Source organism: Micromonospora sp. DT15 (assembly GCF_049841475.1).
Lineage (GTDB): Bacteria > Actinomycetota > Actinomycetes > Mycobacteriales > Micromonosporaceae > Micromonospora.
In genome coordinates this window covers 391,729-414,444 of record NZ_JBNCKJ010000005.1, presented here as the reverse complement: position 1 = coordinate 414,444, position 22,716 = coordinate 391,729, and the positions used below count along the sequence as shown (strand labels likewise).

The 22,716-nt window shown below is 71.0% G+C and carries 23 protein-coding genes; 5 read left to right on the top strand and 18 right to left on the bottom strand.

What is annotated here, in order from left to right; all coding sequences use genetic code 11:
* Positions 1-44 precede the first annotated feature (44 nt).
* Positions 45-3,464 carry a S8 family serine peptidase gene (locus tag ACLQ3F_RS14435; protein ID WP_425849219.1) on the bottom strand — a complete coding sequence of 1,140 codons (3,420 nt, stop codon included), beginning with the start codon at positions 3,462-3,464 and terminating at the stop codon, positions 45-47.
* Between the two features lie 75 nt (positions 3,465-3,539).
* On the opposite strand from ACLQ3F_RS14435, the gene ACLQ3F_RS14430 reads away from it, so the two are divergent.
* Positions 3,540-4,097, top strand: a complete 558-nt coding sequence (locus tag ACLQ3F_RS14430; RefSeq protein ID WP_357223445.1) for a sugar O-acetyltransferase — start codon at positions 3,540-3,542, stop codon at positions 4,095-4,097.
* Here the strand turns inward: ACLQ3F_RS14430 and ACLQ3F_RS14425 are convergent.
* The 5 genes from ACLQ3F_RS14425 to fdxA are packed head-to-tail and all read right to left on the bottom strand — an operon-like array spanning position 4,094 to position 7,870.
* Positions 4,094-4,741: a nucleoside/nucleotide kinase family protein gene (locus tag ACLQ3F_RS14425; protein WP_357262570.1), complete on the bottom strand. Its 648-nt coding sequence runs from the start codon at positions 4,739-4,741 to the stop codon at positions 4,094-4,096. The two genes, ACLQ3F_RS14430 and ACLQ3F_RS14425, sit on opposite strands and share 4 nt — an antisense overlap.
* A complete protein-coding gene (locus tag ACLQ3F_RS14420) occupies positions 4,741-5,391 on the bottom strand; it encodes an SIMPL domain-containing protein (protein WP_357262573.1) in 651 nt (216 codons plus the stop codon). Before ACLQ3F_RS14420 ends, ACLQ3F_RS14425 begins: the two co-directional genes overlap by 1 nt.
* A gap of 10 nt (positions 5,392-5,401) precedes the next feature.
* Entirely contained in the window at positions 5,402-6,421 is a 1,020-nt protein-coding gene (locus tag ACLQ3F_RS14415; protein WP_425849215.1) for a prephenate dehydrogenase, read from the bottom strand.
* Positions 6,422-6,443: 22 nt separating this feature from the next.
* Entirely contained in the window at positions 6,444-7,547 is a 1,104-nt protein-coding gene (gene dapC, locus ACLQ3F_RS14410) for a succinyldiaminopimelate transaminase (RefSeq protein WP_425849308.1), read from the bottom strand.
* Positions 7,544-7,870 (bottom strand): ferredoxin, encoded by a 327-nt coding sequence (gene fdxA / locus ACLQ3F_RS14405; protein WP_030490464.1) that lies wholly within the window; start codon positions 7,868-7,870, stop codon positions 7,544-7,546. The genes dapC and fdxA overlap by 4 nt, the downstream gene beginning before the upstream one ends.
* A 79-nt stretch (positions 7,871-7,949) precedes the next feature.
* Between fdxA and ACLQ3F_RS14400 the strand changes: the two genes are divergently transcribed.
* Positions 7,950-8,921 carry a GNAT family N-acetyltransferase gene (locus tag ACLQ3F_RS14400; RefSeq protein WP_425849213.1) on the top strand — a complete coding sequence of 324 codons (972 nt, stop codon included), beginning with the start codon at positions 7,950-7,952 and terminating at the stop codon, positions 8,919-8,921.
* A gap of 28 nt (positions 8,922-8,949) precedes the next feature.
* On the opposite strand, the gene ACLQ3F_RS14395 is transcribed toward ACLQ3F_RS14400, so the two are convergent.
* The 3 genes from ACLQ3F_RS14395 to mshB form a co-directional block, all read right to left on the bottom strand.
* Positions 8,950-9,414: a hypothetical protein gene (locus ACLQ3F_RS14395; RefSeq protein WP_425849211.1), complete on the bottom strand. Its 465-nt coding sequence runs from the start codon at positions 9,412-9,414 to the stop codon at positions 8,950-8,952.
* A gap of 114 nt (positions 9,415-9,528) precedes the next feature.
* Complete coding sequence (locus tag ACLQ3F_RS14390) at positions 9,529-9,966, bottom strand: hypothetical protein (protein ID WP_387352509.1); 438 nt, start codon at positions 9,964-9,966, stop codon at positions 9,529-9,531.
* Positions 9,967-9,983: 17 nt separating this feature from the next.
* Complete coding sequence (gene mshB / locus ACLQ3F_RS14385) at positions 9,984-10,910, bottom strand: N-acetyl-1-D-myo-inositol-2-amino-2-deoxy-alpha-D-glucopyranoside deacetylase (RefSeq protein ID WP_387352507.1); 927 nt, start codon at positions 10,908-10,910, stop codon at positions 9,984-9,986.
* Positions 10,911-10,996: 86 nt separating this feature from the next.
* Between mshB and ACLQ3F_RS14380 the strand changes: the two genes are divergently transcribed.
* Both ACLQ3F_RS14380 and ACLQ3F_RS14375 read left to right on the top strand, forming a co-directional pair.
* The gene (locus ACLQ3F_RS14380; protein WP_425849209.1) at positions 10,997-13,141 is read left to right on the top strand and encodes a prolyl oligopeptidase family serine peptidase; all 2,145 of its coding nucleotides are present in this window, start codon (positions 10,997-10,999) and stop codon (positions 13,139-13,141) included.
* A 66-nt stretch (positions 13,142-13,207) separates the two neighbouring features.
* Positions 13,208-13,411, top strand: coding sequence for a DUF1737 domain-containing protein (locus ACLQ3F_RS14375; protein ID WP_425849206.1), 204 nt, complete (start codon positions 13,208-13,210; stop codon positions 13,409-13,411).
* Between the two features lie 88 nt (positions 13,412-13,499).
* On the opposite strand, the gene ACLQ3F_RS14370 is transcribed toward ACLQ3F_RS14375, so the two are convergent.
* A complete protein-coding gene (locus ACLQ3F_RS14370) occupies positions 13,500-13,913 on the bottom strand; it encodes a nuclear transport factor 2 family protein (protein ID WP_425849203.1) in 414 nt (137 codons plus the stop codon).
* Between the two features lie 142 nt (positions 13,914-14,055).
* The gene (locus ACLQ3F_RS14365; RefSeq protein ID WP_425849201.1) at positions 14,056-14,454 is read right to left on the bottom strand and encodes a winged helix-turn-helix transcriptional regulator; all 399 of its coding nucleotides are present in this window, start codon (positions 14,452-14,454) and stop codon (positions 14,056-14,058) included.
* 103 nt (positions 14,455-14,557) lie between these two features.
* On the opposite strand from ACLQ3F_RS14365, the gene ACLQ3F_RS14360 reads away from it, so the two are divergent.
* Positions 14,558-15,460 carry an NADP-dependent oxidoreductase gene (locus tag ACLQ3F_RS14360; protein ID WP_425849199.1) on the top strand — a complete coding sequence of 301 codons (903 nt, stop codon included), beginning with the start codon at positions 14,558-14,560 and terminating at the stop codon, positions 15,458-15,460.
* Between the two features lie 134 nt (positions 15,461-15,594).
* Here ACLQ3F_RS14360 and ACLQ3F_RS14355 read toward each other — a convergent pair whose 3' ends face one another.
* From ACLQ3F_RS14355 to ACLQ3F_RS14325, 7 genes are all read right to left on the bottom strand, one after another.
* Positions 15,595-16,131, bottom strand: a complete 537-nt coding sequence (locus tag ACLQ3F_RS14355) for an ATP-binding protein (RefSeq protein ID WP_425849195.1) — start codon at positions 16,129-16,131, stop codon at positions 15,595-15,597.
* Between the two features lie 76 nt (positions 16,132-16,207).
* Entirely contained in the window at positions 16,208-16,669 is a 462-nt protein-coding gene (gene coaD, locus ACLQ3F_RS14350) for a pantetheine-phosphate adenylyltransferase (RefSeq protein ID WP_425849192.1), read from the bottom strand.
* A 117-nt stretch (positions 16,670-16,786) separates the two neighbouring features.
* Positions 16,787-17,734, bottom strand: a complete 948-nt coding sequence (gene pip / locus ACLQ3F_RS14345) for a prolyl aminopeptidase (RefSeq protein ID WP_425849190.1) — start codon at positions 17,732-17,734, stop codon at positions 16,787-16,789.
* A gap of 62 nt (positions 17,735-17,796) precedes the next feature.
* Positions 17,797-19,539 carry an ABC transporter substrate-binding protein gene (locus ACLQ3F_RS14340; protein ID WP_425849187.1) on the bottom strand — a complete coding sequence of 581 codons (1,743 nt, stop codon included), beginning with the start codon at positions 19,537-19,539 and terminating at the stop codon, positions 17,797-17,799.
* Positions 19,540-19,684: 145 nt separating this feature from the next.
* A complete protein-coding gene (locus ACLQ3F_RS14335; RefSeq protein ID WP_112604983.1) occupies positions 19,685-20,671 on the bottom strand; it encodes an ABC transporter permease in 987 nt (328 codons plus the stop codon).
* Between the two features lie 11 nt (positions 20,672-20,682).
* A complete protein-coding gene (locus tag ACLQ3F_RS14330) occupies positions 20,683-21,690 on the bottom strand; it encodes an ABC transporter permease (protein WP_425849184.1) in 1,008 nt (335 codons plus the stop codon).
* Complete coding sequence (locus ACLQ3F_RS14325) at positions 21,687-22,697, bottom strand: ABC transporter ATP-binding protein (RefSeq protein ID WP_425849181.1); 1,011 nt, start codon at positions 22,695-22,697, stop codon at positions 21,687-21,689. Before ACLQ3F_RS14325 ends, ACLQ3F_RS14330 begins: the two co-directional genes overlap by 4 nt.
* Between the last annotated feature and the right edge of the window lie 19 nt (positions 22,698-22,716).

Sequence of the window (22,716 nt, the reverse complement as noted above, 5' to 3'; positions counted from 1 at the left end):
GCCGGGTCCGCGGCGCTCGGCCGCGGACCCGGACGGGGTACGCCTCAGCGCAACCGGTACGCCTGGATGATCCGTTGGGTCACCGTGTTGCCGGCGGTGTCCCGGGCGGTGGCCCGCAGCGACACGTGGCCGGCGCCGGCCGGATGCCGCAACAGGGCCGACCAGCCCTCGGTCGAGGTGCGGACCAGCTTCGCCCTGCTCCAGGTCTTCCCGCCGTCGTAGGAGATGTCGACGGTGAGCTTCTCCACCCGGTTGGCCGCTGCGCCGGGCTGCCGCTGCACCCGTACCGGCACGACGAAGCCCTGACCGGCCGGAGCACTGTTGTCGACCCGCAGCGGCGGCGCGAAGCGCACCGTCGACAGGGGTAGTCGGGCCGGCGTCTCACCGGCGACGTGCCTCGACCGGAAGGTCCAGCTGGATTCCACCTCGGTGCTCAGGTCGGTGAAGCTCCGCTTCGCCGACGTGACGAGCCGGTAGTCCGCAGCACCCGGTGGCACTGTGAACTCCCCGTAGCCGGCGTACTCGCTCTCCCCGACCAGCTTGCCGTTGCGCCAGAGCTTGGTGTGCTCACTGTCGGTCAGCGAGGCGCCGGGGTGCCCGGCCGCGTCGCTGTACATCGGCACGTCGGCCAGGATGGTGTCGCCGACCCGGGAGACGCTCTGGTGCGGCCAGCGCGGTTTCGGGAAGGACGGTGAGTACGGGGCCTGGTTCCAGATCTCCTGGACCGTCCGGCCGGCCCGGTAGGCGGTGGGGACGGAGAAGAGCGCCGCGTTCGGGTTCAACCAGCCTTCCTCGTCCACCGTTCCGAAGTAGATTTCGGATTCCCACTTCACGTTCCTGGTGTTGTAGTGCTCGACCCGCTGGCCGGGCACGACGGCGGGCAGGACCACAGCGGAATAGCCGACGTTGTACTCCAGCTCGGGGAACACGAGCCGCTCGGCCACCGTGCCCGGGTGGCCACCGCGGAACTTGTGCACGACGGTGGCCAGGTCCCGCCGGGTGTAGTCGCGGACGAACCCGGTGGGCATCCGGCCCGGGATCGCCTCGGCCAACGCGTACAGGTACGGGCTCTTGTCCGCCTCCGGCGTGGTCCAGTTGCTGCTGACTGTGGCGACGAACCTGTCGGCGCTGACCGGCTTGCCGATCTGACCGCTGGTCAGGCCGGTGAACGTCTCCGCCCAGAGCCCGACCCCGTACCCACTGCCGTCGTCGGCGGTGAAGTTGCCGCTGAGGTCGATCAGTTGCGGGACGGCGGTGCGGTCCGGAACGGTCGTCCGCACCGGCCTGGCCCGACGGGCGTCCACGACGATCCGGGTGTCCCGCTCGACGGTCACCTCGGGCTGCATCAACAGGGACATCCCGCGCTGCTCGTCCTCCGGACCGGGCTCGAAGACGAGGCCACTCAGGCCGTAGTGCCCCTTGGGCACCCGCACGGTGGCCACCCCGTCGGAACTGACGACGTCCCAGAAGCCGAAGGTGTCCAATCCGACCAGTGACGTCCAGTGGTCCGCGGTACGCGCGCCGGCGCGGTTCAGGTGCTCCACTGTGAGCGTGTAGCTCTCCACCTCCCGGTTCACGGCCAGCGGGGTGACAGCCACCGCAGCACCGGACCGGGCCACGATCCGCCCGGTCCAGTAGCCGTCGGCGTCGCCGACCCGGGTGTCAGTGGTGACGGTCGTGGCGGCCGTGCCACCTGCCGGCACTGTGAGTTGGTCGGCGCCCAACTGGAAGAGGCCGACCGGCAGCGCCCGACCGCCGGGGCCGGCGCCCTCGATGCTCAGGTCCACGGTGACCGGGGCCGGACCGTCGTTGCGCCAGGTCACCGTGCGGGTGATCGGAACGTCGTCAGTGTGCGGCCAGAGCGTGCGCCCGAACGAGACGCTCACCGGGTCGGAGGTGAGCTGCTGGGTGATGGCGTGTGCGACGTCGACCCGCCCGGCACCCTGCTGGTAGGCGGTCTGGTCCGGGTGCGGCTTGGCGGCTGCCATCAGGGTGGCCTTGAGCCGGTCAGCGCGCCATCCGGGGTGCTGCTGGGCCAGCAGCGCGGCCGACCCGGCCACGTGCGGGGTGGCCATCGAGGTGCCGGAGAGCGTGACGTAGCGGTCCCCCACCGGATCACCGATGACGCCGTTGGCGGACCGGGCGGCGACGATGTCGACGCCGGGCGCGGTGATGTCCGGCTTCAGCGCGTCGTCGCCGACTCGCGGGCCCCGGCTGGAAAAGTCGGCCAGTTCGTCGTCGCGGTCCACCGCGCCCACTGCGAGCCCGGCGTCGGCGCTGGCCGGGGAGCCGACCGAGCCGTCCGAGCCGTCGTTGCCCGCGGCGAGGACGAACAGCGTGCCGGTCTGCGCGGTCAGGGTCTGCACCGCCTCCTCCAGCGGGTCGACCTCCGGGGTGTCCCAGCCGCCGAGGCTCATGTTGATCACTGCGGCCTTCTTCTCGACCGCGGCCCACTGCATGCCGGCGAGGATCGCCGAGTCGGGGCAGCCGTTGTCCTCGCAGACCTTGCCGTCCAGCAGCGTCGCGTCCGGTGCCACGCCCCGGTACTTACCGTCGGAGGCCGCGCCGGAGCCCGCGATCGTCGAGGCCACGTGGGTGCCGTGGCCGACAGTGTCGCGAGCGTCGGTGGCCTCCGTGAAGTTGCGCGCATCGGCCACCTTGCCGGCCAGGTCCGGGTGGGTCGCGTCGATGCCGGTGTCCAGCACCGCGACGGACACTCCGGCGCCGGTGAACCCGGCCGCCCAGGCGGCGGGCGCGCCGATCTGCGGCACGCTGTGGTCGAGGCTCACCTGTCGACGCCCGTCCAGCCAGATCCGCTCGACGCCCCCCGCCGCGTCGAGCCGGGCTCCAGCGGGACCGGTGGCGAGAGTCGCCCACACCGCGCCGAGGGAGGACTTGTCGCTGTTCAGGGCGGCACCGCGGATCACCGGCAGGTCGCGGGTCAGCCGCGTGCCGGGCAGGGCGGCCGGGGCACGCCGGGCGGTCCCCGTCGAGCCGTACGACACCAGCAGCGGCAGGGTGCTGCGCCTGGTGTCGTCGTAACCCGCCTCGACCAGCCCGGTGATGTCGAAGAGTCGCCGGTCCACCCGGCCGGAGCGCAGCAACGGCAGCGCGTCCGTCGGCGTCACGGTGAGGCGTCCGCGCTCGCGCTGGACCAGGAACTGCACGTCCTCGCGGCCGGCGCCGCGCCGGACCGAGGCACCGGACGCGGTGACTGTGACCCGGTCACCGGTGATCAGCGTGACGGTGGTCGAGCGGTTGGCGATGGGTCCACCCGGAGTGGACTGTTTGTCGGTGCCGCCCGGTGGGGCGGGCGCGGCGGCCGTGGCTGAGGCGGGAGCCGGCGCGGAGAGCGCCAGCGCGAACACGAGGCCGAGAGCGGCCAATCTTCTTCCCTGGTGCAACGGATCCTCCTGGTCAAGCGTCTTGATGGATGGAGTCACATTGACAACCCAGAATTGCATACCGAGTATGCAAAAAGAAGGCCAGAAAGTGACGGACCCGCCACGAGCCGACGAACCGGCCGGCATGATCGGGCGGTGACCTCCATGAAGGACAGGATGCTCGCCGGCGAGCCATACATCGCCGACGATCCCGAAATCATCGCCGATCTGGACCGGGCCGCCCGGCTGATGGAGCGCTTCAACACCACTCCCGCGGCCGATCCGCAGGCCCGGATCGCGGCACTGCGTGAACTCCTCGGCGAACTCGGCGAGGACACCTGGATCCGCCCACCGTTCTACTGCGACTACGGCTGGCAGATCCGGATCGGCCCCCGCAGCTTCGTCAACTACAACGCGGTCTTCCTCGACGTCGCTCCGATCACCCTCGGCGCGGACGTCCAGGTCGGCCCCAACGTGCAGCTGCTCACCCCGACGCATCCGGTCGAGCCCGGCCCGCGACGGGACAAGTGGGAGGCGGCCAAGCCGATCACCATCGGCGACAACGTGTGGCTCGGCGGTGGCGCGATAGTCCTGGCCGGCGTGACGATCGGCGCGGACACCGTCGTCGGCGCGGGCGCGGTGGTCACCCGGGACCTGCCCGCCAACGTGGTGGCCGTCGGCAACCCGGCCCGGCCGGTCCGCGAACTCGGCTAGACGGTCGGTGGATCTGACAGGCGGACGACCAGGTCAGCCCGGTCGGCGGTGGGGGTGATCAAGGCGGCGTTCGACTCGTCGCTGCCCAGCGCCCACGCCCGCGCCTGCTCCGGAGACCGACCGAACGCCTCGTGCCGGGCGGTCAGCCGGCGGTGCCGCACCTCGGCGTCCAGGTCGAGAAACCATGCCTCGTGCAGCAGTGGTCGGATCTCCTGCCAGGGGAAATCCGGCAACAGCAGATAGTTGCCCTCGGTCACCACCAGCCGGACCGACGGCAGCACCTCGATCGCGCCGGCCACCGGCTCCTCCAGCTCCCGGCGGAACTCCGGCGCGTAGACCGACGTCGGCTCCAACCGGCGGAGCCGGCGCAGCAACGAGACGTACCCGTTGGCGTCGAAGGTGTCCACAGCGCCCTTGCGGTCGGCGCGGCCCAGGCGAACCAGTTGCGTCTGCGCCAGGTGGAAACCGTCCATCGGCACCAGGCAGGCTGCCGGCCCGATCTCGGCGACGATCCGTTCCGCCAGGGTGGACTTCCCGGCGCCCGGCGCGCCGGCGATGCCGAGCAGCTGTCGCGGGCCGGCCTCGACGAGCGTCAACGCCCGCGCCACCAACTCGTCGGCGGACAGCACCCGGGCCGGCGGCATCAGCCCAGAACCGGGTCGCTGATGGTGAACCGCGCCTGCACCGCCGCCTGCACGGTCTGCGGCTGCGGGTCCAGCTCAAGCTCCGGCGGGCCACCACCCGCACCACCGCCGCCGGCGAACGCCGCGCGGGCGAACATCGGCCGATCGACGGGCCCCGCGTCGGCCAGCTCAATCAGCGACGTGACCTGGGCACCGAGCGCCTCCGCGTACTCCCGGGCCCGCAACAGCGCGTCGCTGATCGCGGCGTGCCGAGCCGCACGGTGGGCGGGGCTGTCCGGACGAAGCTCCCACCACGGGCCGGCCACCTCGACCTGGTCCTGGTCGGCCAGCCGCAGCATCAGCTCACCAAGGGCGGTGAAGTCGGTGACGGTGACGGTCGTGGTGACACTGCCGTGCCAGGCGACCACCCGCTCGCCCGAGCGCCGCGTCTCCGGCCGCACCCGCAGGTCGCCCGTCTCCCGCCGCGCCACCATCGGCCCGGAGCCGTCCAACAGCACCCGAACGGCGGCGGCCCGCTCCGCCAACCGGGTGAGCGTTGCCTCCCGGTCCCGGTCACGCGCCGTCGCGGTGACCGCGAACCGGGCCAGCTCGGGCGGCACCTCCCGGTACGCCTCGCCGCGCACCTGCACCACCGGACCGTCCGTCGCCATGCCCCTCAGCCTAGTCAGCGACGGGGCGCCGCGCCGCGTAGGAGACGGTGTCCGCGTCGACGTGCAGGCCGGCCAGGTAGCCGCCGGCCACCCCCAGCTCGCGCAACCAGGACACCTCTGCGGCGTGGTCACCACCGGCCGGGAACTGTCTGTCGTCCACGTCGAACCGCCTGTCGCGCAGCGCCACCCGGGAGGCCCGCGCCTCGTCGTAGCGTGCGGTCAGCGCCGGGGCGTCATCGGCGCGCAGCGCGGTGGTCAGGTCGTCCAGGAACGCGGTGACCTCGGCCAGCTCACGCAGCACCCGGGCCCGGTTGCCGAGCAGCATGTTGGCGGTCCGATCGGCCGGGGTTCCGGCGACCCGGGTGCCGTCGGAGAAGCTGCCGGCGGCGAGCGCGAGGATCGCGTCGCGCAGCGGCGCGCGTTGCACGGCGCCGGCCAGCGCGCCGGCGAGCAGGTGCGGCACGTGTGACGCGAGCGCGGCGGCCGAGTCGTGCTCCGTGGCGGACATCGGCACCACCCGGGCCTCGAAGACCTCGACCAGCAGCTCGGCCAGCCAACGGAACGCGGTGGTGGCCGGGCCGGGCGCCGGACAGAGCACCCAGGCCGCGCCGGTGAGCAGGTCCGGGCGCGCGGCCGTCAAGCCCGCCCGGTCGGTGCCCGCCATCGGGTGGCCGGGCACGAACCGGTGCGTCAGCCCGTGCGCGGCGGCGAACACCGCCACCTGCTCCTTGGTGCTACCGACGTCGGTGAGCACACAACGCTCACCGGTCATCGCCGCCACCTCGACCAGCGTCGCCGGCAGGGTGGGCAACGGTCCGCACAGGAAGACCACGTCCCGGTCGGTCACCGCCTCGACCAGGCGGTCCGGCGCGGGTACGCCCACCCGACGGGTCTCCCGCCGGGTGGCCTCGTCCGGGTCCCACCCGACCACGTCGATGCCGGCGGCGACCATCCGGAGCAGCACCGAGCCACCGATCAGGCCGGTGCCGACGACCGCTGCCCGTACCCGCGCACCCGGCCTGTCCACCATGCTCGACCGCCCGGCGCCGCGATCAGGCGAGGCGCGCCGCGACGCCGGCGATGTGCTCGTCGGACTCGGTCAGCGCGACCCGGACATGCTGCCCGGCCGTCGGGCCGTAGAAGACGCCGGCGGCGACCAGAATGCCGCGTCGGGCCAGCCAGTCGACCGTCTGCCAGCAGTCCTCACCCCTGGTCAGCCAGAGGTAGAGGCCCGCCTCGGAGTGCTCGACGGTGAACCCGGCACCGGTGAACGCCGCGGCGAGCACCTCCCGCCGGGCGCGGTAACGCTCCCGCTGCTCCTCGGCGTGTCGCTCGTCCCCCAGCGCGGCGACCATGGCCGCCTGCACCGGCGCGGGCACGATCATGCCGGCGTGCTTGCGGACCTTGAGCAGCTCGGCGACGAGCGTCGGGTCGCCGGCCACGAACCCGGCCCGGTAGCCGGCGAGGTTGGACCGCTTGGAGAGCGAGTGCACGGCCAGCACCCCGGCGTAGCTGCCTCCGCTGACCTGCGGAGACAACACCGAGACCGGGTCGGCCGACCAGCCCAGGGGCAGGTAGCACTCGTCGCTCGCGACCACCGCGCCACGTTCGCGGGCCCAGTCGACCACCTTGCGCAGGTGCGCCGCGGGCAGCACCCGGCCGGTCGGGTTGCCGGGCGAGTTGACCCAGACCAGGCGAACCCGCGAGGTCGGCCCGACCGCCGTGAGCGAGTCGGCACGAACGACTGTGGCACCGGCCAGCCGGGCGCCATCCTCGTAGGTGGGGTACGCGACCGACGGCACCACCACCACGTCACCCGGGCCGATGCCGAGCAGCGTGGGCAGCCAGGCCACCAGCTCCTTAGAGCCGATGGTCGGCAGCACACCGAGACCGTCGACGCCGGCGCCACAGGCCCGGGACACCCACGCCGCGATGGCGGCCCGCAACGCCGGGGTGCCGGCGGTCAGCGGGTAACCGGGAGCGTCGGACGCGTCAGCCAACGCCCGCCGGATCACCTCGGGCACCGGGTCGACCGGCGTACCCATGGAGAGGTTGATCAGGCCCTCCGGATGCGCCGCGGCCAACGTGGCCGCGGCGTCCAGGGTGTCCCAGGTGAACTCGGGCAGCCGCGACGAGACCGGCGCGGGCCGGTTCAGTGGCCCTCGCCGCGCGGCGGCTGCGCGGCGACGAAGGTGGCGTCCTTCTCCACCTTGCCGACCTTCGAGGCGCCACCGGGCGAGCCCAGGTCCTCGAAGAACTCGTAGTTCGCGCCGGTGTAGTCCTTCCACTGCTCCGGGACGTCGTCCTCGTAGAAGATCGCCTCTACAGGGCAGACGGGCTCACAGGCACCACAGTCGACGCACTCGTCGGGGTGGATGTAGAGCATCCGATTGCCCTCGTAAATGCAGTCGACCGGGCACTCCTCGATGCATGCCTTGTCGAGCACATCTACGCACGGCTCGGCGATGATGTAGGTCACCGGTCTTCTCCTCCGCAAGACTCGCCGCGATCTCCCGCGACGGTAAGAGCCTAGTATCTCGCCGGGGAGGGGGTCGATCGTGCTCCGACAGCAGGATGTGGGACACCGAATCGTGGTCCGCCGGATTGTGGGGATTCGCGAGGGCCGCCCGCAATTTTCCGATGCCCTCGGCGAGCTCGTCGAGCTGAGCGAGACTCATCTCACGCTGGCCACCGCGCAGGGGCCGCTTCGGGTCCCGGTGGCGCAGGTCCACCGCGCCAAGCGCGTTCCGCCGACCCGTCGGCCGACCGCCGCGGCGGTCGTGGCCCTGGAGCGGGCCGCCGACGAGGCCTGGCCCGCACCGACCCGGGGCCGACTGGGTGACTGGCTGCTCCGGTCGGCCGAGGGCTGGACCGGGCGCGCCAACTCGGCGCTGCCGATCGGCGACCCGGACCGACCGCTGGCCGCCGCGGTCGACGCCGTGGAGCGCTGGTACGCCGAGCGAGGGCAACCCGCGTTGATCAACACGCCGCTGCCCCTCGCCGCCCCGGTCGGCGCCGAACTGGACGACCGCGGCTGGGGCACCCGCCCGCCGACGCTGGTGCAGACCGCGCCGCTGCCCCTGCCGGAGTCGACGCCCGCCAGCAGCCGGCCCGACGGGTGGGGCAGTGCGGTCGTCGAGCTGGCCACCGCGCCCAGCGACGAGTGGCTGGCCATCGCCGCCGGCCGCAAGGGCGGCCTGCCGGACGCCGCCCGACACGTCCTCACCGCCGTGGGCCAGGTCCGCTTCGCCCACGTGTACGCCGACAACGCCCTGGTGGCCGTCGGCCGCGGCACCGTGACCGGCCAGGGGCGCTGGTTGGGCCTCAGCCTGATCGAGGTGGTACCGGCGGCCCGCCGTCAGGGGTTGGCCCACCGCGTGGTCCACGAGCTGGCCAGCTGGGGCGTGTCAGGTGGCGCGACGCACACGTTCCTCCAGGTCGAGCAGCGCAACGCGGCGGCGGTCGCGCTCTACCAGCGGCTCGGCTTCGTCACCCACCACACCTACCTGACCCGGGTCGCCCCGAACTGACTCGCGAGGCGCGTCGAGCCGGGCGGTGTCAGCGGCGGACGACCCGGCGGGGCTTCGCGGCCTTGACCTCGGCGTACCGCTTGAGCTGCTGAGAGCGGTAGTCACGGCCGAGCGCGGTGAGCACCAGATAGCCGATCAGCAAGCCGGCGCCGCTGGCGAGCAGGTAGAGCCAGATCTGGGCGAAGAACGTCGCCGCGCCGCCGGCGAACGGGTCGTGACCGACCAGCAGGGGACCGACCAGCACAGTCAGCAGCAACGCCACCGGCACCACGAGGGCCATGTCGGCGGCCCAGCCCGCCAGCGGTCGGCGACGACCCCAACGGAAGGCGACCACGGCGAGGATCAGGCCGATCACCGTGAACATCGCCAGCGACACCCGGTCGGCGGCGGTGTCGTCACCGTCGAAGCCGAACCGGATGATCAGTCGGGCGACCACGTTGACCGCGAACAGCGCTGCAACGAGCACCCCGAGGTCACGCCACCGCTTGTTCATCGCCGGACCCTCCTGCCGTACGCCCCGTCGCGGGGTTCGCATCCCTGGCAGGAATATCTACCACTCTTACCTGGGAGCCGTCATCACCCGACAGCGGCCCGAACCAGCCCGGCGTCAGCCGCCGAGCATGGTCGGCTGTGGGGCGAGGATCTGCCGGAAGCCCATCACCGCGAAGGTCATCGCGCCGGCCACGATCATGGCCAGCCCGACCCAGTTGTCGCCGGCCAGCAACAGGTCGCCCTCGTTGGTTCGGATGGCGGCGACCGCCATCAGCGCGAACCACGGCACCGCCGGCAGCGCCACCGCCCAGCGACGGCCGACCGCCTCGTACGCGAACCAGCTCAGCAGGATGTTGGCGCCGATGGCGAGGAGCACCGACACGCCGACCAGTTGCCCGCCGACGCGGAGCGTGGCGAGCAGCAGCTCCAGTACGCCGGTCAGCACACCAGCGAGGACCACGACGATCCCACCGACCAGCCGGACGCCCAGGTCCAGCAGGCGCGGCGGTGGCCCCGCCGGGGGCGGGGCTTCCTGGTCCTCCACGACCGTCATCGGTGCGGCCGGCAGGGTCACCGGGAACCCGCCGCCGCGACCGGGGACCGGTCCGGGGCGGTCTCCGCGGGCAGGCCGGCGAAGAGGTCGTCCTCCCAGCCGTACGGCCCGGCGCCGGGGCCCTTCTCACCCAGCGCGAGGGTGAAGAACTCCACGCCCATGAACTCACCACCGAAGTTGCCGGCGATCGAGTAGAGCCACGAGTTGGCCGGGATCTGGGTGGCGTGCGCCCGCATCGCGGCCTCCTTGGCCGTGTGCTGGTCGGTGCCGTCGATCCGGGCGGCGATCTGGGCGTCCGGGGTGCCGAAGGGCAGGTCGGCGATGTCCTCGATGCCGCCGAACGGATTGTCGGACGACTCGGCGAAATGCGTCATGCCGGCCTCCAGGACGCTGAGCGGCAGGGCCGTCCAGTAGACCTTGAGCGGGGCGCAGCCCTCCGCGGCGGCCAGCTCGACGGCGCGCATGGCCACCCGGTGCGCCTGGATGTGGTCGGGGTGGCCGTAGAAGCCGTTCGGGTCGTACGTGACGAGCACCTGCGGGCGTACCTCTCGCAGGATCTCCACGAGGTGCCCGGCGGCCTCGTCGAGGTCGGCCTGCCAGAACGCCCGGGGGTGCTCGTTCGTCGCGAGCCCCATCATCCCGGAGTCACGGTAGCGCCCGGCGCCGCCGAGGAAACGGTGGTCGCTGACGCCGAGCGCGGCGCACGCGGCGGCCAGCTCGGCCAACCGGTACCCGCCGAGCTGGTCGGCCTCGGCGGCGGCGAGCTGCGCCAGCGCTGGCACGTGGATCTCGCCCTCCTCGCCGAGCGTGCAGGTCACCAGCGTGACGTGCGCGCCGTCGGCGGCGTAGTGGGCCATCGTCGAGCCGGTGCCGATCGACTCGTCGTCGGGGTGCGCGTGGACCAGCAACAGGCGGCGGTCGGGCAGCATCGTCACGACGGTCACTCTAACTGGCGGTTCGGCCCAGCCAACGCTGACGCGTCCGCCCAGGTCGGCCACATCACCCCCGCTCCCGCTCTACGATTTGGCGTGTGGACTTTCCGGAGCTGGCCGCCCGCACCCGCCGGTTCAGCCACGGCGCGCCACGCGCTGTCTCGGTGGCTGAGGACGGCTCCCGGGTGATCTTCCTGCGCTCCGCCGGCCCCGAGGATCCGGCGGACGCGCTCTGGCTGTTGGACGTGAGCACCGGCGAGGAGCGGCTGGTCGCCGATCCGGCGACCCTGCTGGGCGAGGGCGGGGACGTCCGCTCCCTCTCCCCCGGCGAACGCGCGCTCCGCGAGCGGCTGCGGCTCAGCGCCGCCGGCATCGGCTCGTACGCGTTGGACGCGGCCGGCCGGGTTGCGGTGTTCGCGCTGGCCGGGCGGTTGTTCCGGGCCGATCTGGTGCACGGCGACGTGGTGGAGGTGGCGACCGTCGGCCCGGTGCTGGACCCACGTCCGGACCCGAGCGGGCAGCGGCTGGCGTACGTGACGGACGCCGCCGAAGGGGTGCGTCGGGGCGAACTGCGGGTGATCGACCCCGACGGCACCGACACCCTGCTGGCCGGCGAGGACGCCGGGGTGAGCTGGGGGTTGGCCGAGCACATCGCGGCGGAGGAGTTCGGCCGGTTCCGGGGGTACTGGTGGTCGCCGGACAGCCGTTCGGTGCTCGCCGCCCGGGTCGACGAGTCCCGCCTGGAGCGGTGGCACCTGCACGACCCGGCCGAGCCGGCGAGCCCGCCGACCGCCGTCGCGTACCCCCGGGCCGGTGGGCCGAACGCGGAGGTCAGCCTGCACCTGCTGGACCTGGACGACGGCTGGGTCGACGTGCACTGGGACCGGGAGACCTACCCGTACCTGACCGGGGTGAGCTGGGGTGAGGGCACTCCGTTGATCACCGTGCTGCGCCGTTCGCAGCAGCACGGGCTGGTGCTGGCGGTCGACCCGCGCACAGGTGAGACGCAGGTGCACGCCGAGCTGGCCGACCCGCGCTGGGTCGAACCGATCGCCGGCACCCCCGCGCACCTGCCGGACGGCCGCGTACTGGTCGGTGGGGAACTGGCCCACGACGGGTACGACGCCCGGTGCCTGTTCGCGGACGGCACCCTGCTCACCCCGCCGTCGCTGTACGTACGACGGGTGGTGGGTCGGCTGCCGGCCGCCACCGGCCCGGCCGACCTGCTGGTGGAGGCGAGCGACGGCGAGCCGAGCGAGCGGCACCTGTTCCGGGTCCGCACCACCATCGGCGGTGGGGTGGACGCGCGTCGAATCACCACCGACTCCGGCTGGTACACCGCCGCCGTCGGCGGGGACGTGCTGGCCGTCGGGGTCGCGTCGCTTGATCACGCAGGGGTGCGCTGGACGGTGCGTCGCGGCGATCAGGAGATCGCCGAGTTGCGCTCGTTCGCCGCCGCCCCGCCGTATTCTCCGCTGCCGCTGCTGGAACGGGTGACCGACCGGCGGCTGCCGGCGGCGGTGCTCTACCCGGACAACCACGTGACGGGCCGGCGGCTGCCGGTGCTGTTGGACATCTACGGCGGCCCGGGGCACCAGGAGGTCGTGGCGGCTCGGGCCGCGTGGTTGGAGCGGCAGTGGTGGGCCGACGCCGGGTTCGCGGTGGTCACCATCGACAACCGGGGTACGCCGGGCGTCGCGCCGTCGTTCGAGAAGGCGATCCACCGGCGGGTCGCCGACGTGATCCTGACCGACCAGATCGACGCGCTCACCGCGCTCGCCGGCAAGCACCCGGACCTGGACCTGGGACGGGTGGGCGTGCGCGGTTGGTCGTTCGGCGGGTGGCTGGCCGGCTTGGCGGTGCTGCGTCACCCGGAGCTGTTCCGGTGCGGGATCGCGGGTGCCCCGGTGACCGACTGGGCGCTGTACGACACCGCGTACACCGAGCGTTATCTGGGGTTGCCGGAAGACGGCCAGGACATCTACGCGCACCATTCGCTGGTCGAGTTGGCCGCCGAGCCGGTCACCAGCCCGGACCACGCCCGCCCGTTGCTGCTGGTGCACGGCATGGCCGACGACAACGTGGTGGCCGCGCACACCCTCCGGCTCTCGGCTGCCCTGTTGAGCACCGGCCGACCGCACGCCGTGCTGCCGCTGACCGGGGCTACGCACATGGCCGCGAACGGCATCGCCGAGCGGCTACTCCCCCTGGAGCTGGAGTTCCTCCGCACCCACCTGCTGTGAGCAGCGTTCTGTCACGGGATGCTGCCCGGGACGGCGCTCCGGCGTCGGGGCGGTGACAATGCAGCGGTGTCGGATCACGCGAAGCCACTCGGCTACCGCCTCATCACCGGGCCCGACGATCCCGAGTTCTGCGCCCGCGTCAGCGCGCTTCTCGATAAGGGCTATCAGCTGTACGGGTCACCGGCGCTGACCTTCGACGGCGAACGCGTCATCGCCGCTCAGGCGTTGGTGCTGTCGCGCCCTGTCGACTCCGAGGCAAGCGCCGGGTAGAGACGCTCTGGAGCTCGACTTCCTCCGTACCCATGCGGGGTGAGAACGCCATGCCCGCAGCGCCTGGTCCGCTGTGGCAGGCTGACGATCACCAACGCTCCACGAGGTGTTCCCGGCCCGGTGGCGGATCGTACGGTTCCGGCCAGTAGTCGATGATCTTGCTGATCAGCCCCTGCCCGGACATTTCAAGCCAAACGCACGCGTCCTGCTGCCCGCCGCCAACGCGAACGTCGAGCAGCAGGGCAGCGAGACGACCGTCGGCGATCACCCGTCGCGGCCGCAGGTGCCAGTCACCGGGATACTCGCTGTTGAACCGCAGGAACGCGTCCCTGCCGCGAATGCGCTCCCGAGTCTGCGGCATCTCGTAGACCACGTCATCGGTGAGCAGGGCGGCCAACCCGGACCAGTCGCGGCGCTCCACGAGATCAACGTAGGCGTGGGCGGCCTGCCGGGCCGTCGAGGTGTCGTCCACGGCGCGAACCCTAGCCGCCGCCAGCGACAAATCTGGCGAGCCGTCGGTGCATCAACGACCCCACCAGACCGATGTCCGGCCGACGCCGTGGCCGTGGCCGTGGCGGCCCGCGCCAGGCAGCTCCGGGCGGAAGAGTCGCGGCGGTTTCTGACACAACCGGCGTCGCGGAATCTCAGGGGCGTGTGTCGTATCGGGTCCGGGCTTCGAAGACGCGGTCCATGTGCGACTCGGCCCAGTCCTTGATCGCGATCATGACCGGGAACAGTTCATGGCCGAGCGGGGTGAGCTCGTAGTCGACACGGACCGGCACCGAAGCGGTGACGGTGCGGGTGACCAGTCCGTCACGCTCCAGGGTGCGCAGGGTCTGGGTGAGCATCTTCTGGCTGACGCCGGCGATGCGCTGGGCGAGCTCGCCGTGCCGCTGCGGGCCGTGGACGAGCGCTGGGATCACCAGGGCGACCCACTTGTCGGTGAGTCTGCTCAGCAGCTCACGGGTCGGGCACTGGTCAAGGAACGCGTCGTAGTCACGTTTCGCCTGTTCACGGCGTTGCGCTGCGGTCGACGTCGCCATCTATCCTCCTTTGGTGCCCTAGGCACTTTAAGGTACCTACTTTCTCACAGTGCTGATGATTCGTACGGTCGTGGTGAGAACGAAATCCACGAAGGAGACGGCGATGCGCGCAGTCAGCTATGCACAGTTCGGAGGACCGGAGGTCCTGCACGTGGCCGAGATGCCGGTGCCAGAGCCCGGGCCGGGGCAGGTACGGGTGCGGGTCGCGGCGTCGGTCGTCCATCCGGTCGATCTGATGGTCCGCTCCGGTCGGTTCCCGGCCCCGTTGCCGACCGGTCTGCCGTACACGCCCGGTTGGGACGTTGCCGGCAGCGTCGACGCAGTCGGCCCATCGGTCGACGAGTACGCGATCGGCGACGAGGTCATCGGCTTCTCGCCATGGCTGCAAACCACGGCCGGCGCCCACGCCGAATACGTGGTCCTCGACGCTGCCTGGCTGACCTCCGCGCCCGCCGGCGTCCCCGCCACCGAGGCGGCGACCCTGCCGACCAACGGCCTCGCCGCCGCCCAGGCACTCGACCTGCTCGCGCTCCCCGCGAGTTCGACAGTGCTCGTCACCGGCGCCGCCGGACAGGTCGGTGGGTTCGTTCTGGCGCTCGCCCGGTCGACCGGTCTGCACGCCACAGGACTCGCCGGGGCGAACGACCGCGAGTTCGTCGAGTCGCTGGGTGCGGCGTTCCTGTCCCGCACCGATGATCCGACGGGCACTTTCGACGCGGTCATCGACCTGGCGGTGATCGGCTCCTCACTGCTGGACCTCGTTCGGGACGGCGGCGGCTACGTGGCCGCGTCACCTCCGCTCCGCCCGGAGCCGGTACGCGGAATCCGGACCGTCGCGCTGGAGGTGCTACCGGACGGAACCCGGCTCGGCGAACTGGTCAAACTCGTCACCAGCGGCGACATCCCGCTCCGGGTCGCTGACGTGTACCCCTTCGCCGACGCGGCGAGCGCCCACGAGCGGCTGGCCCAGGGCGGGGTGCGCGGCGGCGTGGTGATCGTCCCCTGATCCGTGGCGAAAGCTCGGCTGTCACGCCCCGGTTGGCCTACCTGGCGGTGCGGGCGAGTCGGGTGGAGTGGCCGGTTGGGTGCTCCTCTGGCTGGCAGGCCGGCCGCGTCCGCTCCGGTCGAGGACGTACGGGGTCAGGAGACCGAGGGCGGCCAGCGGTGTCTGCGCCACTCGTACCATGTCGCGAAACCAGCAGGTGGGTCATCGACAGGCTCGCTGCCGTCCAGCTCGCCGGGCGTCGGGATGTCGATGCCGGCAGCCCATTCGGCGAGTTCCGCGTCGGACATCGGCCACGTGGTGTGCGGCGCTTCGGCCTGCCGCCGATCCAGTCGCCGGCGCTGCTCGACTGGACTGACCTCGAAGTAGCGCAGCTTCACAAACGCCCCCAGGTCTGCTGCCGCCTGGCGCAGGGCGGAGCGCTCGTCCCGACTCCAGAGGCCAAAGTCGATCACCACGTTGTTGCCGAGTTCGAGCGCCCGCAGTCCGATCTCGATGAGTCGTCCCTCGATCACGTCCTGAGCCGACGACGGATTCTCAGGCCCGTAGAGAGCCTTCACCCATTCGTCCTTCGTGAGACGAAGTGCCGCCGACTCGATCTCGATGCGCCGAGCGGCGGTGGTCTTCCCGGTGCACGGCAGCCCTACCGTCAGGAACAGTGTTGGTCGTGTCATCGACGCCCCCTTCCGTTCGAACGCCCATCGCCGGCCCTCTCCGCGACTCGGCCACCCGCTCCGGCTCTCCGGGACGCTATGGGATCGGCGGTGCCGGCCGCGCCGCGTCATACGCCCGTACGGCAGTGGACGAGACGGCGGCCAGGTGCGGACGGGGCGGCAGCCAGACGGTCTGGATGCCGAGTTGCTCGTTCATCGCGGCGAGCTGGTACTCGTAGCGGAGGTCCGCGGCGGTGCGCACGCCGCGAACGATGACCGTGGCACCTCGACGCGCGCAGTAGGCAGCGGTCAGCCCGGTCCAGGTGTCCACCTCGACATTGCCCCAGGCCGCCGGCATGGCGTCGCGTACGCGGGCCGCCCTGGCCGTGGCCTCGGCGGTTGGTTGCTTGTCGGCGTTCACCGCCAGCAACACGATGACCAGGTCGAACATCATCCGGGCACGCGCCACCAGGTCGCCGTGGCCGGGGGTGAACGGATCGAATGTGCCGGGATAGACCGCCAGCGAACCGCGCACCGGCAGCACCGGCACAGCCGTCACCGCGACTCCAACCGCATGGCCCCGATCATCCCAGCCGTACCGGCCCTGACCCAACTCTGATCTCGGCGCTCGCCGCCGACATCCAAAGCTGCCGACGCCGAGCCCCATCGACCACCTTTACGCGAGGAACTGGTTGGTGGCTTCGATGAGCAGGCTGCGGGTGCCAGGTTCGGAGCCGCTGTGGCCCGCGTCCTCCACGATGTGGAACTTCGCCTCAGGCCAGACCCGATGCAGGTCCCAGGCTTGGTTCGGTGGCGTCTTGATGTCGTATCGGCCGTTCACCATGACCGTCGGGATGTGTCGAATGCGGTCGACGCCCGCCAGGAGACCTTCCGGCGGGAGGAAGCCGCCGTTACTGATGTAGTGGTGTGTGATGCGGGCGAACGCCAGCAGGCTGGCGTCGTCGAGGCCGGGCGGCGCCATCGGCAGCAGGGTGTTGGCCGAGAGCTCCCAGCTCATCCAGGCGCGGGCCGCCGGGCCGTGGACCGCGGGGTCGGGATGGGAGATGCGGCGGCCATAGGCGCCGATGAGGTCGTCCTGTTCCGTCGCGGGGATCGCAGCGCAGAAGGCCGCCCACTCGGCGGGGAACAGATGCGCTGCGCCCGCCGGGGTGAACGCCCACGCCTCGTCGGACCTGCGAACCAGCCACACGCCACGGAGCACGAGTTCGGTGACCCGCTCGGGATGGGCCTGCGCGTAGGCCAGGGCGAGTGTGCTGCCCCAACTGCCGCCGAAGACGAGCCAACGCTCGATCCTCAAGTGCTCGCGTAGCTGCTCGATGTCCGCCACCAGATGCGGTGTGGTGTTGTGCTCCAGTGACGTCTTCGGGTCGCCCGCGAACGGCCGGCTGCGACCGCAGTTTCGCTGGTCGAACAGCACGACGCGGTAGCCGGACGGGTCGAAGTACTGCCGATTGCCGGGGAGCAGGCCACCGCCGGGGCCGCCGTGCAGGAACACCGCGGGTTTGCCGCCGGGGTTTCCACACAGTTCCCAGTAGAGCTCGTTACCGTGGCCGACGCTGAGCATCCCGGAGTCGTACGGCTCGATGGGCGGGTACCAGTCCATGACAGCAGGGTCCCCTCCCGACGACGTTGTCGGAAGGGGACCCTGCTGGTCTGCGGTGTGACTTACGGCTTGACGTACGCGTTCACGAACGACGGGTAGCCGAAGACGCTGGAGATGAAGATCCCGCCGGCCTTGGAGCCGTGCACGTTGTAGGCCACGTCGACGTAGAACGGCACCACCGGTGCGTGCTCCTTCATGATCCGCTCGTCGAGCTTGGCCCACTCCGGTCCCTGGTCGGCCGGGGGCATGGCCAGGATGCGGTCCATCTCTGCGTTGATCGTCGGGTCGTTGAAGTAGGACTGGTTGCTGTTGCCCTCGGCCTTGATGGTCCGGCCGTCGTAGAGCACCGGCAGGATCGAGGCCCCGCTGGGCCAGTCCGCCGCCCAGTTACCGATGTACAGATCCCAGGGGTTGTTCTTCTTCTTGATCTCGTCGAGCTTCGCGTCGTCCGAGATGTTCCGGACGGTGATCTTGAAGCCGGCCCGCTCCAGGTTCGCCTTGAGCTGGGCACCCTGCTGCTGCTCGGTCGAGTTGTCGGCCACACCGAGAACCAGCTCCGGCGTCTTGCCGCCGAGCAGCTCCTTGACCTTGTCGACGTTGCCGTTGGCGCCCGCCGGGTACGTGTCGTATGCCTTGTAGCCGATGGTGGCCGGCGGCATCAGCGTGGTCAGCGGCGCGGCGACGGTCTGACCACCGAGCGCCTTGATCATGCCTTCGCGATCGATGGCGTAGTTGAGCGCCTGACGCACCTTCAGGTCGGTGACCCGCTGGTTGTTGATGACGAGCTGGTTTGCGCTCGGAGTCGGCGAGAGGAGCGTCCGGGACTTCAGCGACGCGTCCCCGGCCACCTTGGCGACCAGCGAGGCGGGCACGGTGTTGAAGGCGAGCGCGCTCTGGTCGGCGCCGTTGTCGGCGATCACCCGGTTGTTGGCGGCGTCCGCGGTGGGGCCGAAGCTCCAGACGAACTGGTCCGGATACTGGTGCCGGACCGGGTCGGTCTTCGGGTCCCAGTTGGGGTTGCGGTCCAGGGTGATCTGCACGCCGACCTGGTTCTTGGCGACCTTGTACGGGCCGGACGAGAACGGCTGCTTGTCCAGGTCGACGCCGGTGTCCTTGTCGGCGGGCAGCGGCGCGGTGGTCGGCAGCGAGACAGCGAACGGCAGGTCACAGCGGGGCTTGGCGAACTCGAAGCGCAGCGTCTTGGCATCCGGCGTGCTCAGGCCGGGGGGCAGCGACGTCTTGTTCTTCTTGAAGTCCCACTTGGTGTCGAACTGCGCGGTGTCGGCCAGCCACTCCTGGATGTAGGTCGGGCCGCCGGACAGGTCCGGGTCGAAGGAGCGAGCAATGCCGTAGGCGATCTCCTTGGAGGTGATCGGCCGGCCGTCCTCGAACTTCACCCCGTCCTTGATCGTGAATTCCCAGACCTTGCAGTCGTTGTTGACGTTCTTGCCCGGCGTCTCGGCCAGGTCGCCCACCAGGACCAGGCCGCCCTTGCCGTCGTCCTTCCAGGTGGTCAGGTAGCGCGACCAGAGGGGGTTGGCCATCAGACCGGCGAACGAATACGTCCGCTGCGGGTCCAGGTGGGAGATCGGGGACTCCCGGATGACGCTGAACGTGCCACCCTTCTGGGCGCCACTCACCTCGGCCGCCGGCCCCTGCGAGTCCTTGGGGTCGGTCGCGATGACCCCGGTCTGCTTCCGCTCGCTGTCCACTGTGGTGCCCTCGCCCGTGTTCTTCGAGCACGCACCCAGTGCCACAACCAGAGCGATCGCGCCGCCTGCGGCAGCCACCACGCGTGGTCTCATGAAGTACCCCCTTCACCCATGTGCCGTGCGGTTTCGTCGGGGCGAGAACCGCCGACGTCCCGAGGATCGTAAGGAAGAAAACCTACGAGTTGTGTAACAGTTGTCGATAACTTTCGCCACCGGCCGCGCGCTGGTCACCGATGGCTCAGCGCAGCCGCACCCGTGGGTCGATGGCCGCGTAGAGCAGGTCCACCAGTACGTTCGCCAACACCACGAAGACCGCGGCGATCAGCACGGTGGCCATGATGGTGGGCAGGTCACCCGAGCGCACCGCGTCCACCGCCGTACGCCCCAACCCCTGGATGCCGAACGTCGTCTCGGTGATCACCGTCCCGCCCAGCGCCCCGCCCACGTCCAGCCCGGCGATGGTCACCACCGGAGTGATCGCCGCGCGCAGCGCGTGTCGCCCGTACACAGTGGGTTTGGCCAGGCCCTTGGCCCGCGCGGTCCGGACGAAGTCCTCGGACAGCGTCTCCAACATCTGCGCGCGGGACAGCCGTGCGTAGATCGCCGAGAAGAGGAAGGCCAGCGCCACCCAGGCCAGCACCAGCCCGCTGGCCCACTTCGCCGGGTTGTCGAATATCGAGGTGTAGCTGGGCACCGGCAACAGCCGCAGGTTGTAGACGAACACCAGCAGCAGCACCGCGCCCACGAAGTACAGCTGCAACGAGGCGCCGGTCAGCGAGAAGCCGATGGCCAGCCGGTCCAGCCAGGTGCCCCGACGCAGCGCGGACACCATGCCGAGCCCCACGCCGAGCAGCAACCAGAGGATGGCCGCCGGGATCACGATGCTCAGCGTCACCGGCAGCACCCGGGCGATGGTGTCCGAGACTGCCTCGTTGGTGACGTACGACCAGCCCAGGCAGGGTGCGTCGCACCGGCCGCCCTGGGCGCTGCCCAGGTCCCGACCGGTCACGATGCCCTTCATGTAACCGGCGTACTGGCTGATCAGCGGATCGTTCAGGCCCAGGTCGTCGCGGACCCGCTCCAGCCGCTCCGGGTTGCAGTTCTTGGAGCAGATGCTGCTGACCGGGTCGCGCGGAAGAGCGAAGAACATCAGGAAGGTCAACACACTCACCGCGAAGAGGGTCAGCGTGGCGGAGAAGAGTCGCTTGAGCAGAAATCGCGCCATGATTTTGACCCCTACCGGGACGACTTCGGGTCGAGCGCGTCCCGCAACGCGTCGCCGAAGAGGTTGAAGGCGAACACCAGCGCGAAGATCGTGATGCCCGGAAAGAACACGTACGCCGGGTCGGTCTGAAGGAAGTCCAGACTGCGGTAGATCATTCGGCCGAAGCTCGGCGTCTCGTCGCTGAGGCCGACGCCGATGAACGACAGCGCCGCCTCGCTGGTGATGAACTGCGGCACCGCCAGGGAGAAGGACACCAGGATCGGCGCCCAGATGTTCGGCAGCAACTGCCGGAAGAGCATGTGCCCCAACCCGGCCCCGCTGGCCCGGGCCGCCTCCACGAACTCCCGCTCGCGCAGCGCGATCACCTGCCCGCGAACCAGCCGGGCCGTGCTGGTCCAGCCGAAGATGGCGAAGACGGCGATCAGCACGCCCACCCCGAAGGCGGACGACACCTGCCCCCGCTCACCGTAGAAGCGCAGCGTGATGGTGGGCGTGAGTGCCAGCGCGATGATCAGGAAGGGCATGGCCAGGGTCAGGTCGGTGATCCAGTTGATCACCGCGTCGAGCCAGCCGCCGAGGTAGCCGGCGAGCGCCCCCAGCACGATCCCGATCGTCGCGGTGATCAGGGCCGCCGCGAACGCGATGAACAGCGAGGTCCGCAGCCCGTAGACCAGCCGGATGAAGATGTCCCGACCCAGCCCCGGCTCCAGACCGAACCAGTGCTCGCCACTGACCCCGCCGGCGTACCCCAGCGGCATGCCGAAGCCGTCCAGCATGTTCTGGAACTGCTCCCGCGGGCCGATCCCGTAGACCATCTCGATCAGCGGAGCGGCCAACCCCAACAACAGGAAGAAGACCAGGAGTACGCCGCTGATCACCGCCGTCCGGTCGCGGCGCAGCCGCAGCCAGGCGAGCTGACCGGGCGAACGGCCCACGACGCCAGTGGTCGCGGCTCCGCCCTCGTCGCCACCGGACTCGATCTCGGCCAGCGCCACACCCTCCACCGGGGACAGGCTCACGACGACACCTCCTCGACGACCTGGGTGATCGACCCCGCCCCTTCGGGGAAGTGACACGCGGTGGCCTGGTTGCCGCCGTCGCGCGGGATCAGCGCGGGCTCCTCGGTGGCGCAGATGTCCTGCGCCTTCCAGCACCGGGTGCGGAACCGACAACCCGACGGCGGGTCCAGCGGGGTGGGTACGTCACCGGTCAGCCGGATCCGCCCCGCCGGGCCGAGCTGGGTGATGTCCGGGATCGCCGAGAGCAAGGCCCGGGTGTACGGGTGCTGTGGGCGCTCGTAGATGTCCGCCCGGTCGCCGATCTCCACGATCCGCCCCAGGTACATGACCGCGACCCGCTGGCAGAAGTGCCGGACCACGGCCAGGTCGTGCGCGATGAACACGAAGGCCAGGCCAAGCTCGCGTTGCAGGTCGCGCAGCAGATTGACGACCTGCGCCTGGATCGAGACGTCCAGCGCGCTCACCGGCTCGTCAGCGACGATCAGCTTCGGCCGCAGGGCCAGCGCGCGGGCGATGCCGATGCGCTGGCGTTGACCACCGGAGAACTCGTGCGGGTACCGGTTGTAGTGCTCCGGGTTCAGCCCGACCAGCTCCAGCAACTCCTGCACCCGGGCCTTGATGCCACCCGGCGGCTTGATTCCGTTGACCTGTAGCGGCATCGCCACGATCCGGCCCACCGTGTGTCGAGGGTTCAGCGAGGCGTACGGGTCCTGGAAGATGATCTGGAGTTCCTGGCGCAGTGGGCGCAACTCCCGGCGGCCGGCATGCGTGATGTCCCGCCCGTCGAACTCGATGCTGCCGCTCGTCGGTTCCAGCAGCCGCACCAGCATCCGACCGGTGGTGGTCTTGCCGCAGCCCGACTCCCCCACCAGGCCGAGCGTCTCGCCCGGGCGCACGTCGAAGTCGAGCCCGTCGACCGCCCGCACCAGACCGGTGGAGCGCAGCCCCTGGCGTACCGGGAAGTGCTTGCTCAGGCCGCGTACGCGCAGCAGTGGTTCATCGGTCATCTCCACAGTCCTCCGTTCG

Bases quoted from the DNA above. Each gene is read 5' to 3' on its own strand.
- ACLQ3F_RS14435 (WP_425849219.1), bottom strand. From the start codon at position 3,464: ATGCAATTCTGGGTTGTCAATGTGACTCCATCCATCAAGACGCTTGAC.
- ACLQ3F_RS14425 (WP_357262570.1), bottom strand. From the start codon at position 4,741: ATGCCGCCGGCCCGGGTGCTGTCCGCCGACGAGTTGGTGGCGCGGGCG.
- ACLQ3F_RS14420 (WP_357262573.1), bottom strand. From the start codon at position 5,391: ATGGCGACGGACGGTCCGGTGGTGCAGGTGCGCGGCGAGGCGTACCGG.
- ACLQ3F_RS14415 (WP_425849215.1), bottom strand. From the start codon at position 6,421: ATGGTGGACAGGCCGGGTGCGCGGGTACGGGCAGCGGTCGTCGGCACC.
- ACLQ3F_RS14395 (WP_425849211.1), bottom strand. From the start codon at position 9,414: ATGAACAAGCGGTGGCGTGACCTCGGGGTGCTCGTTGCAGCGCTGTTC.
- ACLQ3F_RS14390 (WP_387352509.1), bottom strand. From the start codon at position 9,966: ATGACGGTCGTGGAGGACCAGGAAGCCCCGCCCCCGGCGGGGCCACCG.
- ACLQ3F_RS14365 (WP_425849201.1), bottom strand. From the start codon at position 14,454: ATGGCGACGTCGACCGCAGCGCAACGCCGTGAACAGGCGAAACGTGAC.
- ACLQ3F_RS14360 (WP_425849199.1), top strand. From the start codon at position 14,558: ATGCGCGCAGTCAGCTATGCACAGTTCGGAGGACCGGAGGTCCTGCAC.
- ACLQ3F_RS14355 (WP_425849195.1), bottom strand. From the start codon at position 16,131: ATGACACGACCAACACTGTTCCTGACGGTAGGGCTGCCGTGCACCGGG.
- pip (WP_425849190.1), bottom strand. From the start codon at position 17,734: ATGGACTGGTACCCGCCCATCGAGCCGTACGACTCCGGGATGCTCAGC.
- ACLQ3F_RS14340 (WP_425849187.1), bottom strand. From the start codon at position 19,539: ATGAGACCACGCGTGGTGGCTGCCGCAGGCGGCGCGATCGCTCTGGTT.
- ACLQ3F_RS14335 (WP_112604983.1), bottom strand. From the start codon at position 20,671: ATGGCGCGATTTCTGCTCAAGCGACTCTTCTCCGCCACGCTGACCCTC.
- ACLQ3F_RS14325 (WP_425849181.1), bottom strand. From the start codon at position 22,697: ATGACCGATGAACCACTGCTGCGCGTACGCGGCCTGAGCAAGCACTTC.